Origin of the sequence: Corynebacterium sp. 401_CJEI (genome assembly GCF_001076435.1) — a bacterium.
Lineage (GTDB): Bacteria > Actinomycetota > Actinomycetes > Mycobacteriales > Mycobacteriaceae > Corynebacterium > Corynebacterium jeikeium_D.
The window spans coordinates 40,085-54,568 of record NZ_JVIP01000011.1; the positions used below are offsets into that span (position 1 = coordinate 40,085).

At 58.4% G+C, this 14,484-nt stretch carries 17 protein-coding genes; 9 read left to right on the forward strand and 8 right to left on the reverse strand.

Annotation, left to right across the window (positions count from 1 at the left end; all coding sequences use genetic code 11):
* Positions 1-13 precede the first annotated feature (13 nt).
* Positions 14-1,654 (reverse strand): acyl-CoA carboxylase subunit beta, encoded by a 1,641-nt coding sequence (locus ADM64_RS02630; RefSeq protein ID WP_049171320.1) that lies wholly within the window; start codon positions 1,652-1,654, stop codon positions 14-16.
* 126 nt (positions 1,655-1,780) lie between these two features.
* Between ADM64_RS02630 and ADM64_RS02635 the strand changes: the two genes are divergently transcribed.
* The 4 genes from ADM64_RS02635 to purE all read left to right on the forward strand — a co-directional run bounded on the left by ADM64_RS02635 (position 1,781) and on the right by purE (position 5,020).
* Positions 1,781-2,638: a biotin--[acetyl-CoA-carboxylase] ligase gene (locus ADM64_RS02635; protein WP_049171316.1), complete on the forward strand. Its 858-nt coding sequence runs from the start codon at positions 1,781-1,783 to the stop codon at positions 2,636-2,638.
* A 6-nt stretch (positions 2,639-2,644) separates the two neighbouring features.
* The gene (locus ADM64_RS02640; protein WP_049171313.1) at positions 2,645-3,106 is read left to right on the forward strand and encodes a PH domain-containing protein; all 462 of its coding nucleotides are present in this window, start codon (positions 2,645-2,647) and stop codon (positions 3,104-3,106) included.
* Positions 3,107-3,136: 30 nt separating this feature from the next.
* A complete protein-coding gene (locus ADM64_RS02645) occupies positions 3,137-4,426 on the forward strand; it encodes a 5-(carboxyamino)imidazole ribonucleotide synthase (protein WP_080969567.1) in 1,290 nt (429 codons plus the stop codon).
* Positions 4,427-4,543: 117 nt separating this feature from the next.
* The gene (gene purE / locus ADM64_RS02650) at positions 4,544-5,020 is read left to right on the forward strand and encodes a 5-(carboxyamino)imidazole ribonucleotide mutase (RefSeq protein ID WP_042389458.1); all 477 of its coding nucleotides are present in this window, start codon (positions 4,544-4,546) and stop codon (positions 5,018-5,020) included.
* Between the two features lie 20 nt (positions 5,021-5,040).
* Here the strand turns inward: purE and ADM64_RS02655 are convergent, their stop codons facing one another.
* The 7 genes from ADM64_RS02655 to rpmB form a co-directional block, all read right to left on the reverse strand.
* The gene (locus tag ADM64_RS02655) at positions 5,041-6,651 is read right to left on the reverse strand and encodes an FMN-binding glutamate synthase family protein (RefSeq protein WP_048733621.1); all 1,611 of its coding nucleotides are present in this window, start codon (positions 6,649-6,651) and stop codon (positions 5,041-5,043) included.
* A gap of 53 nt (positions 6,652-6,704) precedes the next feature.
* On the reverse strand, positions 6,705-7,430 hold the full coding sequence (locus ADM64_RS02660; protein ID WP_016423276.1) for a TIGR03089 family protein: 726 nt from the start codon (positions 7,428-7,430) through the stop codon (positions 6,705-6,707).
* A gap of 47 nt (positions 7,431-7,477) precedes the next feature.
* Positions 7,478-8,413: an AEC family transporter gene (locus tag ADM64_RS02665; protein ID WP_049171304.1), complete on the reverse strand. Its 936-nt coding sequence runs from the start codon at positions 8,411-8,413 to the stop codon at positions 7,478-7,480.
* Between the two features lie 165 nt (positions 8,414-8,578).
* Positions 8,579-8,830 (reverse strand): 30S ribosomal protein S18, encoded by a 252-nt coding sequence (gene rpsR / locus ADM64_RS02670; protein ID WP_005511410.1) that lies wholly within the window; start codon positions 8,828-8,830, stop codon positions 8,579-8,581.
* A gap of 14 nt (positions 8,831-8,844) precedes the next feature.
* Positions 8,845-9,150, reverse strand: a complete 306-nt coding sequence (rpsN, locus tag ADM64_RS02675) for a 30S ribosomal protein S14 (protein ID WP_005511414.1) — start codon at positions 9,148-9,150, stop codon at positions 8,845-8,847.
* A 3-nt stretch (positions 9,151-9,153) separates the two neighbouring features.
* Positions 9,154-9,318, reverse strand: coding sequence for a 50S ribosomal protein L33 (gene rpmG / locus ADM64_RS02680; RefSeq protein WP_005511413.1), 165 nt, complete (start codon positions 9,316-9,318; stop codon positions 9,154-9,156).
* A gap of 3 nt (positions 9,319-9,321) precedes the next feature.
* Positions 9,322-9,558 (reverse strand): 50S ribosomal protein L28, encoded by a 237-nt coding sequence (gene rpmB, locus ADM64_RS02685; protein WP_016423274.1) that lies wholly within the window; start codon positions 9,556-9,558, stop codon positions 9,322-9,324.
* A 456-nt stretch (positions 9,559-10,014) separates the two neighbouring features.
* Here rpmB and ADM64_RS02690 point away from each other — a divergent pair, with 456 nt between their 5' ends.
* The 5 genes from ADM64_RS02690 (at position 10,015) to ADM64_RS02710 (ending at position 14,445) form a co-directional block, all read left to right on the forward strand.
* Positions 10,015-10,281, forward strand: coding sequence for a type B 50S ribosomal protein L31 (locus ADM64_RS02690; RefSeq protein ID WP_005511390.1), 267 nt, complete (start codon positions 10,015-10,017; stop codon positions 10,279-10,281).
* 21 nt (positions 10,282-10,302) lie between these two features.
* Entirely contained in the window at positions 10,303-10,476 is a 174-nt protein-coding gene (gene rpmF, locus ADM64_RS02695; protein WP_005511439.1) for a 50S ribosomal protein L32, read from the forward strand.
* A gap of 242 nt (positions 10,477-10,718) precedes the next feature.
* Positions 10,719-11,411, forward strand: a complete 693-nt coding sequence (locus ADM64_RS02700) for a response regulator transcription factor (protein WP_005511429.1) — start codon at positions 10,719-10,721, stop codon at positions 11,409-11,411.
* Positions 11,411-12,967, forward strand: a complete 1,557-nt coding sequence (locus ADM64_RS02705) for a sensor histidine kinase (protein WP_049189711.1) — start codon at positions 11,411-11,413, stop codon at positions 12,965-12,967. Before ADM64_RS02700 ends, ADM64_RS02705 begins: the two co-directional genes overlap by 1 nt.
* Before the next feature lie 158 nt (positions 12,968-13,125).
* Entirely contained in the window at positions 13,126-14,445 is a 1,320-nt protein-coding gene (locus tag ADM64_RS02710; RefSeq protein ID WP_049193053.1) for a S1C family serine protease, read from the forward strand.
* The last annotated feature ends 39 nt before the right edge of the window (positions 14,446-14,484 follow it).

Sequence of the window (14,484 nt, forward strand, 5' to 3'; positions counted from 1 at the left end):
AAAAAGCCTGCTCTTACAGTGGAATATTGCCGTGCTTGCGCGCAGGCCACGGTACTTTCTTTGAAGTTAGAAGGCGCAGATTTTTTATCACTCGAGTTCGTGTCTCGGAGGGGAGGATGACTTCATCAATTAACCCCCGTTCGGCGGCACGATAAGGCGTGAGCATGTGTTGCTCGTATCCCATTTCCAGTTCAGCAATGAGTTCTTTCACACTCTCGGGAGTGCCAAATCTATCGGCCGCTGGGTCTGCTGCGAGAGCTGCTTCGGTGGCGGTTCGAATCTCGGCACGATGGAGGAAGCGTACTGCGCCTGAGGCGCCCATCACGGCGATCTGTGCCGTCGGCCAAGCCAGATTTACATCCGCGCCGAGCCCCTTTGATCCCATCACGCAATACGCGCCGCCATAGGCTTTGCGCATGGTGACGGTGATTTTAGGAACGGTTGCTTCTGCATACGCATAGAGCAATTTAGCGCCACGGCGCAGAATTCCCTGGTGTTCTTGATTTGAACCGGGGAGAAAGCCGGGTACGTCTACGAGAAAGACGAGTGGAATGTTGAAACAATCGCAGGTTCGGACGAATCGCGCGGCCTTCTCCGCTGCATCGATATCTAGGCAGCCCGCGAATTCCATGGGCTGATTAGCGACAAACCCAACAGATTGACCGTTGAGACGGCCAAGGCCAATCACGACATTGGCTGCTCGGTTTTCCTGGATTTCCAGGAACTCCGCATCGTCGCAAAGCGCGTAGATGACTTCGTGCACGTCGTACGGCGTGGATGGGCTGTCGGGAATGAGACTGTCGAGGGTGCGATCGGTGTCGGTGATTTCGTCACTGGCATCGGAATCCCAGCTGGGCGCGGGGGAGGTTGTGTTGTTGGGGAGGTAGTCGAGCAAATCGCAGACCCAGTCGAGTCCATCCTGCTCGCTAGCGGCGGTGTAGTGGGAGTTTCCGGCGATCTCCATATGGGTGTCGGCGCCGCCGAGCTCGTGCTGGCTGATTTTTTCGCCTGTGACTGTTTCGATTACGTCAGGGCCGGTGACGAACATACGGGAGTTTTCCTCCACCATGACAACGAAGTCCGTCAGTGCTGGGGAGTAGGCATTTCCGCCCGCGCAGGCGCCAAAAATGACTGAAATCTGCGGAATGACGCCGCTGGCGCGAACGTTGTGGTGGAACGTCTGGGCAATAAAGTCCAGTGAGACTGCGCCATCTTGGATGCGGGCGCCGGCACCTTCGTACATGCCAATAAGGGGGCGGCCGGTAGTGATGGCAAGTTCCTGAATCTTGACCATCTTTTCGCCGTAGACCTCTCCGAGTGCACCACCGAAGATTGTGCCGTCCTGAGAGAAGATGCAGACCTCACGGCCGTCTATGGTTCCCCAGCCGGTGATGATTCCGTCGGTCGCGGGGCGTTTGGCTTCCATCCCAAATGCGGTAGTGCGGTGGCGGGCTAGCGCATCAAATTCGACAAAAGATCCTTCGTCCAGCAGGTAGTCAATGCGCTCGCGGGCATTCATGCGCTCAGTCAGTTTGAGCTTGTCGTAGCCCCGCGACCCCATCGGAGTCAGTGCAGCAGTGCGTCGGCGTAGAAGGTCTTCATTGAGGAAAGCGGTGGTGTGTTGCTCCGCCGCCAAACGTGAGGAAATAGTCATGTTATGGAATGTAGTGTTTGGGAAGGAAAATAGTAAAGCAGGCGAGCTGTGATGATTCTCACGCTGTAGAGCTCTTGAGAAAGGTCACGACTCAGTGAATCCGGCCATGGCGCTAGACTGCTGTGCATGACCAACCCCAGGATTGTTGCTTCCCGCAAGCCTCTTGACGCCACGCGTGTGCGCGCAGCCGCGCCGGGCTGGAATTCCATTGAGGTTGTCGAAACCACTGGTTCGACCAACGCTGATCTTCGGAAACAGGCGGCACTGGGGCAGGTGGCAGATCTCAGTGCGCTTATCGCCTCGGAGCAGACCGCAGGTCGCGGTCGACTGAGTCGTAGTTGGACGGCCCCGAAGGGTGCGTCCATTGCACTCAGCGCGCTGCTGCGCCCGGAAGGGCTCGCACCCGAGCAACTGGGTCTGTTGCCGTTAGTCGCGGGCCTCGCAGTTGTCGATGCTGTTGTGGAAGTTGCGGGTCTTGCGCCTGAACGCGTTTCCCTGAAGTGGCCGAACGATGTCCTGGTTGACGGTCGTAAGCTCTGCGGAATTCTGGTGGAGGCCGCGTCGCTGACACCGCCAATTCTCATTCCGGGAATCGGCGTCAACGTTTCCCTGCAGGAAGATGAGCTGCCGGTGCCACACGCCATTTCGCTATACCTGGCGGGAGCGGAAAACCTCGACCGCGACGACATCTCCGCTGGTGTGCTGCGTGCGCTGGGACGTCGTCAAGCGCAGTGGCGAAAGGGCGATGCGGAGCTGCTGCGGGACTACGAGGCGGTGTGCGCGACCATCGGTTCGAACGTGCGCGTGGAGTTGCCGGGGGATCGCGTGCTGGTGGGCAAGGCGGTTGGCGTGCGTGCCGACGGCGAATTGATCGTCACCGATGAAGCTGGCACAAGTCACTTTGTTGCGGCCGGTGACGTGTTCCATGTTCGTGCCACTGACGGCGGCTATGCGTCCCCGCAGGCTGATTCGGAGCGGGGGTAGTGCTGTATGACCTTTCCCGATGATGAGTTGGACACGCGCGAGGCAATTCTGCTGGACACCAATCCAACTTTTGGTCGGCTGGTGTGGCCGCTCTTGGAACTCATGGTTATCACGGGCGTCTGCTGGTTGCTGATTGGTTTTATCGACGGCCCTGCGATTGCTCCGGGAGATCTGCAAGGTGTGCGTCAGCTGCTGCTCTTCGCGTGGCTGGGGCTTATTCTCTGGCGCGTCGTTCGTCCGGTACTAAGTTGGTTGGGGGAGCGGTTCGTACTAACTGATAGGCGAATTATTCTGCGCCGTGGCATTCTGCGCCCGCAGGTGGTCTCGATTGATCTGCGTTCGGTACGTGCGGTCAATCGCAAGGGCGGCGTGCTGTATCTGCACACCCGCAGTTTCGGCCCGCCGCTGGCTGTGGAAGATATTCCCAGCTCTCGTAAGGTGGCTAAGTTGGTCTCCCGGTTGACTTAGAATTTTGGGTCATAACCTACAATCAGGGGTGTGATTGCTTCGGATACCCCTGAGAACTCCACTAATTCCACTTCTAATTCCGCTGCAGCGCTAACTGCTGCGCAGCATCCCGCGCATGCTGATGGCGTGCCGGTTGTGGCGGTGATTGGTGACGGTCAGCTGGCTCGTATGATGCAGACTGAGGCCATTGAGCTGGGACAGTCCATCCGTTTGCTCGCCGGTTCGCCGGATGCTTCCGCAGCGCAGGTGTGTGCGGACGTTATCATCGGCGACTACCACGTCTGGGAAGATGTTGAGCGCGCTGTCGCCGGTGCGCAGGCCGTGACTTTCGACCATGAGCACGTTCCCACCGAATTCCTCAACAAGCTGACCGAGATGGGCTACTCGGTTCAGCCTCAGCCGTCGGCGTTGCTGTACGCGCAGGATAAGCTGCTGATGCGCCAGCGCCTGGAGGAACTGGGCGCTCCAGTACCTGCCTACGCTGCAATTGAGTCCGCCGAGGATGCCGAAGCATTCTTCGACCGCGTTGACGGTGCCGTCTGCCTGAAGGCTCGCCGCGGCGGTTACGACGGTCACGGCGTGTGGTTCCCGAAGGACCGCGAGAATCTGCGCACGCTTGTCGACGAGCTGTTGGGCAAAGATGTGCCGCTGATGGCCGAGCGGAAGGTCGCGCTGGTTCGTGAGTTGTCGGCCATGTGTGCGCGCACGCCGTCGGGCGAGGTCAAGGCCTGGCCGGTCCTCGAGTCCGTGCAGCGTGACGGCATCTGTGTTGAGGCAATCTGCCCGGCGCCAGGGCTTGCCGACGACCTTGCGAGAGCGGCCGAAAAGCTCAGTGTGACCATCGCTTCCGAGCTGGGAGTAACCGGCGCGCTGGCAGTTGAGCTGTTCGAAACCGTCGATGCTGACGGCAATCCGGAGATTTTTGTCAACGAGTTGGCCATGCGGCCACACAACACTGGTCACTGGTCGCAGGACGGCTGTGAGACCAGCCAGTTTGAGCAGCACCTGCGTGCAGTTGCTGACATGCCACTGGGTTCCACTCGCCCGACTGCGCCGGTGACGGTAATGGTCAATACGCTCGGTGGCGATGAGGCCTCGGATGTACCTATTTCACAGCGTTTTGCTGAGGTATGGCGTCGTTTCCCATCAGCGAAGATTCACTGGTACGGGAAGGATTGGCGCCCTGGACGTAAGCTGGGGCACGTCAACCTGTGCGGCTACGACGCAAGCCCGGAAGGCATCGCGGAGACCCGGCGGGTTGCCAACCTCGCTGCTGGCTACATCGTCGATGGCGTGTGGGCAGACGGCTACACCGCATAGGTGGCTGGCGCTGTATAAGAATTAGATTGCTATCTCAAGGAGACAACATTGGCTGAAGCAAACCAGGTGGCAAGCCCGAAGTTGGCCAACGTAACCGGTCCGCTGGTCGGTCTGATTATGGGGTCGGACTCGGATTGGCCGACCATGGAGCCCGCAGCGGAGGTCTTGGCTGAGTTCGGAATTCCCTTTGAGGTAGGTGTGGTCTCTGCACACCGCACTCCGGAACGCATGATTGACTACGCAAAGTCCGCCGCTGACAAGGGGCTGCGCTGCATTATCGCTGGCGCCGGTGGTGCAGCACACCTGCCGGGCATGGTTGCGTCGGCCACTCCGCTGCCGGTTATCGGCGTGCCACGCGCGTTGGAGAACCTGGAGGGTGTCGATTCCCTGCTGTCAATCGTTCAGATGCCGGGCGGCGTTCCGGTGGCAACCGTCGGTGTGGGCGGCGCTAAGAACGCTGGCCTGCTGGCTGTGCGTATTCTCTCGGCCGGTTACCCGGAGCTCATTGTGGCGATGGAGAACTACCAGGCCAACATGCGCGATGAAGTTCTGGCGAAGGACGAGCGTCTGCGCAAGAAGCTGATGGGTGAGTAGGGCGCGCAACCAGCCCCGAACTACCCGCGCATATGAACTGCGGGGTAGTGGAACGTGTCCGGGTCGGCGGTCTCCCAGGCTTCGGCCCAGTTGTGGAAGCGAGTTCCGCTCAGCAGCTCGCCTGGCTGCAGCCAGTTGTAGAGCTCCGCGTAGGTCTCACCGACCTGCTCATTGGTGCGCCGCAGCAGGTGGGACGGCCCCAGCTCAGAGAAGCTATTCAGGCCCATCGATGCCAACAGGCTAGCTGCTTCCGCGACCGTGGCATTGTGATAGTTGGCCACACGCTGACCCTTGTCGTCGACATCCAGGGCCTTCCACAGGCTCGGATCCTGGGTAGCCACACCCACCGGGCAGGTGTTTGTATGACATAGCTGAGATTGGATACAGCCGGTGGCCATCATCATGCCGCGAGCCGAGTTCACAAAGTCAGCACCGATGCACATGCGCTTCACAATATCGAAGCCAGTAATGACCTTGCCGGACGCACCGAGCTTAATGCGATCGCGCAGACCGGCACCTACGAGCGCGTTATGGACGAGAATCAGGCCGTCGGTAAGCGGCAGGCCAACGCGGTCGGAGTATTCCAGCGGTGCAGCACCGGTGCCGCCTTCAGCGCCGTCGACGATGATGAAGTCCGGGGTGATGTTCTCTTCCAGCATGGCCTTGCACACGGCGAGGAACTCAAGCTGGGAGCCAACACACAGCTTGAAACCGACCGGCTTGCCACCGTTGAGCTCACGCATGGTGCCCATAAACCGAACAAGTTCACGCGGGGTGGAGTAGACGCGGTGGTACGGAGGGCTCATCACGCCCTTGCCAACTGGTACGTGGCGAGTAGCCGCAATCTCTTCGTTGACCTTGTGACCTGGCAGCATGCCGCCGAGTCCAGGTTTTGCGCCCTGGCTAACCTTCAGATAGGTTGCCTTGACCTGCGGAATCTTAGCCTTTTCGCGGAAGAGCTCCGGGTCGAAGTCGCCATCCTCAGTACGTGCACCGAAGTATCCGGACCCCAGCTGCCAATAGAGGTCTGCGCCATACTTCAAGTGGTAAGGGCTGATAGCGCCCTCGCCGGTGTCCTGTACGAAGTTGCCCAGCTTCGCGCCCTTATTCATTGCCATGACAGCGTTAGGGGACAGAGAGCCGAAACTCATGGCTGAGATGTTGAAGATAGACGCTGAGTACGGCTGGGCGCAGTCCGGACCGCCAATATCTACGCGCGGATCCTCGATGACGTGCTGGCTCGGCGCCATCGAGTGGCGGACGTACTCGTAGCCGGGCGCATTAATCTTTCGCTCAGTACCGAATGACTTCTTCGAGGACAGCCCCTTCGCACGCTCGTAGACCACGGTACGAGTATCGCGGTCGAACGGAGCGCCGTCGAAGTTGCGCTCGATGAAATACTGCTGCATCTCAGGGCGAATGGTCTCACCCATGTAGCGCAGATGGCCGATGACCGGGAAGTTCCGCAAGATGGAGTGCTTCTTTTGAAGCATGTCATAGATAGCCACAACATCCAGGAAGAGGATGAAGGCCATCAGAATCCACCACCATGGGCTCAGATCCCATACAGCCAGTGCGCCCAAGACGTTGATGAGGGCGAGAATCGCAAGAATATATGGTCGGGTAATCACGGTTTCCAGGTTATCGCGACTACTTAGAGCGCTTCTCGACGGGACAGCTGCGACTAAATCACACGGGCTTTTTCGGCCGTAGAAATAGCAGTGACACGCTCGCTATCACCACCGCGCACGACGACGGCAGCACCTCCACGAACCCAAGCCGACAGCACATTACGTGCCCATTTATCTGCGGTGACCTGTGAAGAATCAGGCACCAGCCAGCCGTCGGAAACGACGCGGGAACCGGTCGTGAGCTGCATCTCGTCCGCGTAATCGCCAGCAGATGAAAGCAGTTCTGCAGCCGACTTCTCCCCAATAACGGGGGTTTGGTCGGAGTCCGGGCCTGCGCCTAGATATGCGTCTGGGTGGAAACGAACTTCCGGACCAAAGTCAATGACTCCCGGTGGAATATCATCACCGCATTCCACGACACCACGGCCAAAGGGATCGTCGGTAAGCACTGCGAGGTAGGCATCTGGGAACTTCTCTTCCCACGTGCTGACGTTGCTGACAGTGGTGAATACGACCAGCGGCTCCTCATCGCTAACGGTGACGCCAGCACGCTCGCAGCCCAGGATGATGCAGGCGGACTGCCAGATCAACGGCAAGTCAATCCATACTTGGTCTCCGGCGACGAGGTCGAACTCATCGTGCAGCATGTTGGCGATCTTGCTGGCCCAGTTGTCCAGGGTTTGGGCCGATAAATCGGTACGACCGCCGGTAGTTTCGTCATAACAGGTCAAACGAGGCACGGACGGGTCGGCCTCGAGAAGTGTCTTCAGAATCTCCACGCCTCCAAGGGTAACGAGATTCTCTCCAGGCCGTCGGGAAGAGTCGCCTAACTCAATAGCAGGGTGAACAACAGGACCGTCGGCAAGCAGGCGATTGTCGTAATCACGCCACAATCGCGCGCCTGCTCAAGGTTCCGGCCGAAGCGGGAGGCGAAGGTGTAGACGTTCTGGGCTGTCGGCAGGCCGGCGATAATCACAGCTGCCAGCAGCGCATGCCCGTTGAGACCGAAGACGAAATGACCGAACAGCAGAGCGAGCGCGGGGTGGAGGAAAAGCTTCAGCATAGACGCCACCACGACGGCGCGACGAGGGGAGCGGCCGGCTTCCATAAACGGCATGCCATGCAGGCTAATACCGAAGGCCAGAAGTGCCATTGGCACTGCGGCTTGCCCCAATAGCCCCACTGGATGCGCTACGAACTGAGGTACTTCGATAGCAAACGCATTAACCGCAAGCCCCACCATCGCCGCCAGAAAGATTGGGTTCTTCAGCGGTGCCATGATGACATTGCGCGGCCGGAAATGACCGCGGTTAGTGAGGATTTCCAGCACCGTCATGGAAGCGGGCGCATAGAAGGCAATCTGAAAGATAAGGGCTGGGACGACGGCGGTAGCGTCGTGAAGCACTGCGACTGCGATGGGCACGCCGAGATTAGCGACGTTGTTGTAACTCGTCGACATCGCGCCGACCACAGCATCGGCGCCGCGCTGTTTGAACATGGGCGCCACAAAAATCCGGTAGAACGCCGCCGTGCCAAGCGCCGACAGTGCCGCGACACCAAACGCCGAACCGAAGATGCTCGCCGAATCCGCCGTTGCGAGAGTGTGCGCGAGCATGCACGGCATCGCGATCCAGAACACGACCATGTTCAGGGTAAAAGATGCCCGCTTATCGACGATCTCACTGCGCCCAAACAACCAGCCAACAATGATCAGTACTGCGACGGAACCAAAGCCGGTGAATATTTCGGTGAGAGCGGGCATAAGTGCATATTTTAGACAATAAAAAACGGACCCAATCCAATCCCCTCGGTGGGGAAGGACTGAGTCCGTTTTACGCTGTTATCGCATGTATCGTCATGCGGCCAGCGCGTAAATAAGGCCTTTCGGCGGGTGTTCGAATGATCGGCTCCCGCCGACCAGCCATCTTTAGCGGCTGGTGAACGGCAGGAGTGCCATCTCGCGGGCGTTCTTCACAGCGGTAGCGACCTGGCGCTGCTGCTGCGGAGTCAGACCGGTGACGCGGCGGGAACGAATCTTGCCACGGTCAGAGATGAACTGGCGGAGCAGGTTAATGTCCTTGTAATCAACCTTCTCAACGCCTGCGGCCTTGAGCGGGTTCTTCTTCGGGCGGCGGGACTGCTCCATCCGCGCCTTCTTGTTAGAGTGATTGCGCTTCATTGGTGCTCCTCGACTTACCAGCTGGACTTACGGACGCCCGGGAGTTCGCCACGGTGGGCCATCTCACGAACGCGGACACGGGACAGACCGAACTTGCGGAGGTAGCCGCGCGGGCGACCATCTGCAGCGTCACGGTTGCGGACGCGAATCGGGGACGCGTCACGCGGCTGACGGTTCAGCTCGTACTGTGCGTCCATGCGCTCTTCGTCAGTGGAGTGCGGGGACTTGATGATGCGCTTCAGTTCAGCGCGACGTTCTGCATAACGAGCGACGATTTCCTTGCGCTGCTCGTTCTTGGCAATCTTGGACTTCTTAGCCATGAATTAGCGCTCCTCGCGGAATTCGACGTGCTTGCGGACAACCGGATCGTACTTCTTAATGGTGATACGGTCCGGGGTATTGCGCTTGTTCTTACGGGTCACGTAGGTGTAACCGGTGCCCGCAGTGGACTTCAGCTTGATGATTGGACGAATGTCATTACGTGCCATTTTTTAGATCTTCTCCCCACGTGCACGAATCTGAGCAACAACAGCCTCGATACCGTACTTGTCGATGGTCTTCAGACCCTTCGGGGACACATTCAGAGTGATGTGACGCCCCTCAGAGGCGAGGTAGAACTTCTTACGCTGCACGTTGGGGTTCCAACGGCGCGACGTGCGCCGGTGGGAGTGGGACACGGTCTTGCCGAAAGACGGCTTGCGTCCCGTAACCTGGCAAATCGCCGACATAGGGATTCCTTTGCTTCCTTGCCGCCCAATGCCGACATCACTGGTGCGCCACGCCGGACTATTGAATAACCGAGGAATCCACCTGGCCTTTTCCGGGGCGCTGCCCACTGACACTCGACGCTGAGCGCGTAAACGAATAACTAGACAACAGCGAGAGAACAGTTTACACACGAGTTGCGGGATAACCTAATCGCTGTTCCACTGTGGTTTTCTCGGCGCGACTCTCGCGGGTCGTCATAGAGTTCGTGCTTGTCGACGGGCGTTAGTGCAGGGCCCTTTTTTAATTTTCGGGCTCGAGCCTGTAATATTCCATCGAGTGTCACATGCCGGTTTATAGAAATATTGACCCGGTACGTGTCATTGTAAGTCGTGTTCGTACCCAACTCAGGCACGATTCTCTCACTCTTAGCTGGGGGAAAGCGACCTGAAGTTCAATCCTGAGGGAAACGAGAATTAATGAAGAAGGACATCCATCCTGATTACCACCCGGTGGTTTTCAAGGACGCAGGCACGGGTCACTCTTTCCTTACCCGTTCCACCGCCACCTCCGACCGCACTGTCGAGTGGGAAGACGGTAACGAGTACCCGCTGATCGTCGTTGACGTCACCAGCGAGTCGCACCCGTTCTGGACCGGTGCTCAGCGTGTCATGGACACCGCTGGTCGCGTCGAGAAGTTCCAGCGCCGTTACGGTAACCGCATTCGCCGCGCGAAGAAGAACTAAGAATAGGAGGGGAATAAGAAAATGGCAGTACCAAAGCGTCGCATGTCGCGTGCTAACACCCGCGCTCGCCGTTCCCAGTGGAAGAGCAACAACGTCGCTCTCCAGGAAGTCAAGGTAAACGGCCGCGTCTACAACGTTCCTCGTCGCATCGCCAAGGCTGTTCAGCTCGGCCTGGTTGACGTCGAGAAGTTCTAACGCGCATCTTTTAGGATGCTGACAACGTTCCTCGCTGAACCGAAGAGCGCTTCGAGCGCCCAGAGCGCGTTCAGTGTGTAAGGAACAGTTGATAAAGAGCTTTTTAAACCTCACCCCATCGCTTGTACTCGGCGATGGGGTGAGGTTTTTCAGTTCTATGGCCAGGTTTTATGGGAGCACTCTCACGAAGAATCTGTGTCACATTTACACTCACCTTATATTTTCAAGGCACAATGGGCAGTATGAAGATTTTGGTAGTTGATGACGATCAAGCGGTACGCGAAGCGTTGCGGCGATCGTTGACTTTTAATGGCTACACGGTCGAGCTCGCCGAGGATGGCGCAGAGGCCTTGGAAAAGATTGCCAAGGATCGTCCGGATTTGGCCATTTTGGATGTCATGATGCCGAAGCTGGACGGCCTGGATGTTTGCCGTCGGCTGCGCAGCGAAGGCGATGATCTGCCGGTCATGATGTTGACTGCACGTGATTCGGTCTCCGAGCGCGTAGCTGGTCTTGATGCCGGCGCAGATGACTACCTGCCCAAGCCGTTCGCATTGGAAGAGCTGCTCGCTCGTGTCCGTTCGCTACTTCGTCGTTCTGCTTTGGAAGTGCCTGCGATGGAGGATGCCGCAACTCTGCAGTTTGAGGATCTCTCCTTGGACCCGGAAACTCGTGAGGTCTTCCGCGGTGAACGCCGCATTAGCCTCACTCGTACAGAATTTGCGCTGCTGGAATTGCTGATGAGCAACCCGCGGCGTGTACTCTCCCGTACCGCCATCTTGGAGGATGTCTGGGGCTATGACTTCCCGACGTCCGGCAATGCGCTGGAGGTCTACATTGGTTACCTGCGTCGTAAGACTGAGGCAGAGGGAGAGCCGCGTCTGATTCACACCGTTCGTGGTGTCGGTTATGTGATGCGGGAGACCGCACCGTGATGTTGCGCCGTCGTCGTTCGACCGGCGGTGGCGTGCAATCAAATCAGCGTTCTGCCACGGAGGTCAATCCGGGGCAAGGTACCGTCGGTAAGCAAGAGAAGTCCGCGAATACTGAGACGATGGCAGGGGAATCGCTTCCCGGCCTGCCGCGGAGCTCGCGTATCCCTTCGCTGCGTTGGCGGCTGACTATTCTGACAGCGCTCATTGTGGCGATGTCGGTGGGGCTGATGACGCTGGCTGCATTTTTTACTGTGCAGGCAGCGCTATACCGCGAGGTGGACAGTAACCTCCGTAGCCAGGCGGAAAAGCTGCTGATGTCACCGTACGCTTCGGAGTTTGCCATTGGCCCCTCCTTTGAAGCGGACTCGAACAGGATTCTGAACCCCGATTTGGACGCGGTGTACTTTGCCCACGGCAGTGTGGCGGGCAAAGGCGGTGGCTCAATCTCTATTGGTGGCCCCGAACTTGCGGTGTTGCGGGGGAATCGACAGGAATCGATTCGCACCGATGAGTACAACGGCCGTCGTGTATACGCCGTCCGCTCCGAAGACGGTGCGACGCTGATCCTTTCGCAGGATCTGAGCTCGACGCAGTCGGTCTTGAAAGCGCTCAGTGCAGTGCTGCTGAGTATCTCTGCTATCGGAATCCTCTTCGCAATCGGATCAGGTATTACGGTGGCAACAACGGGTCTGCGCCCGGTCACTCGGCTGCGCATTGCTGCGGAGCGGGTGACGGAAACCGACGAGCTGCGCCCAATCCCTGTGGAGGGCGACGATGAGCTTGCGCGCTTCACCCGCAGCTTCAATGAGATGTTGGCTGCACTTCAAGCGTCGCGCATTAAGCAGGCGGAGCTGGTTGCAGATGCTGGTCATGAGTTGAAGACTCCGCTGACGTCGTTACGCACAAATATTGAACTGCTGATGATGGCCTCCCGTTCGGGAGCGGCAATCTCGGATGAGGATCGCGCGGATCTGGAAGCTGACGTCATCGCACAGCTGGAAGAGCTGTCGACGCTGGTCGGTGACCTGGTTGATCTGGCACGCGAAGATGGCCCGCAACAGGTTATTGAGCATGTCGATGTCGACGAAATCATTTCCACGTCGCTGGCGCGTGTTGAGCGTCGTCGTCCGGACATTACTTTCGATGTGCAGACAGCTCCGTGGTATGTCTACGGGGATTCGGCGGGTCTTGGTCGCGCAGTTTTGAACTTGATGGACAATGCTGCAAAGTGGTCGCCAGAAAATGGCACCGTGCGGGTTCGTCTGACGCCGCTCAGCGAGGTTGTTGCTGAATTCACGGTGGCGGACTCGGGGCCAGGTATCCCGAAGGAAGATCGAGACAAGGTCTTCGAGCGTTTCTACCGTTCCATTCAGTCGCGGTCGATGCCTGGATCCGGCCTGGGCTTGGCCATTGTGAAGTCGGTCATCGTTCGCCACGGGGGTACGATTACTGCCGATGAGTCCGATGATGGCGGTGCCTTGATGAGAGTAACGCTGCCGGGCAGTCCGCACAGCGGAAAAGGTGACGACTCCGATTCCGCTCAAGAGCCTAGCTAGAAACGCATAACCCCACGTCAAAGCTGATGTAATCCTCGCTGCGCGCAGCCTTTTAAGGAAGTGCGTGGCGGGGATTCGGTGTTTCATTCGGGGAATTTTCGGCGAGACTGCAGACTGCTCTCAGCCAATTGTTAGACAGACAGTGCAAGGTATTACGTATGAGCAACTCTTTCAACGATTCCTCGCGAGGAGATGAGCGGGGACACTACTCCTCGCAGTCTCACAACTTCAGCGAGAACCGTGCCATGGGGAATGCTGGTGAGACAAACCAGTTTTCTGCCGACGAGCGCGGCTGGGAGAATTCCCACTACAACACCATCCCGTCTCAGCCGAACGGCGCTTACGGAGGCGGTTCAGAGTGGGATGTTGCGGCCAATCAGCAGAAGACCAAGGGTGCCCAGGGGGCTAAGGGCATGGGGGCGCTGGCAGTCGCTGCCCTGATGCTGTGCTCGGCCGGTATTGGTGGCGGTGTCGGCGCATGGGTAGTTCACAACTCGCAGTCGTCGGCTCCCGCGGACAACGCGCTGGATAAGCCTGCGGAAACCCGTCAGGTAGCAGCAGCTGAGGGGTCCGTGGAGAAGGTCGCGCAGAAGGTCCTTCCCAGTGTCGTCTCCATCACCACTGTCTCGGAGCGGGGCACGGCGTCGGGCTCAGGTTCCATTCTGTCGTCCGACGGCCTGGTGCTGACGAATAATCACGTCGTCGCAGGCGCAGGTCCGGACGCACATATGGAAGTCCTGCTTTCCGACGGCACCACGCACCCGGCAACTCTGGTTGCAGGGGATGCAGCGACTGATATTGCCGTTATTCGAATTGAAGGTGTTAACGGGCTGCGCCCAATCTCTCTGGGTAACTCCTCGCAGGTCCAGGTTGGCCAGGAAGTGGTGGCCGTTGGTTCGCCACTGGGACTGACCTCCACTGTTACGCAGGGCATTGTCTCCGCTAAAAACCGTCCAGTGACCGCCGCTGGTGAAGACGGTCAGTCCTCGGTCATTGATGCAATCCAGACCGACGCGGCGATTAATCCGGGTAACTCCGGCGGAGCGCTAGTGGATATGGAAGGCAACCTCATCGGTGTGCCCAGCGTGATTGCCTCTAACAGTGAGGCATCGGAACAGGCGGGCAGCATTGGCCTTGGTTTCGCAATTCCGGTTAATCAGGCTCGTCGCATAGCGGAAGACCTGATCGATTCCGGCAAGGCGCGGATGCCTGTCATTGGCGCCCAGATCGATTCGCGTCCGATTGCACGTGGTGCACTGGTGCGAGAGGTAACGCCAGGTGGCCCAGCTGATAAAGCGGGGCTGAAAGATGGTGACCTGATTACCAAGGTTGATGACCGCACACTTGACAACGGCGTTGCACTAATTGCGGCTATTCGGTCGCATCGGATCGGGGATTCTGTCACACTTACAGTTACAGATGAGCGAGGCGGCAACGAGCGAACGGTCGATGTCACCTTGGCAGAAGCCCAGGATTGATAGGCAGCGTGGTGGAGTGAGTACCTCACCATCTGTAGA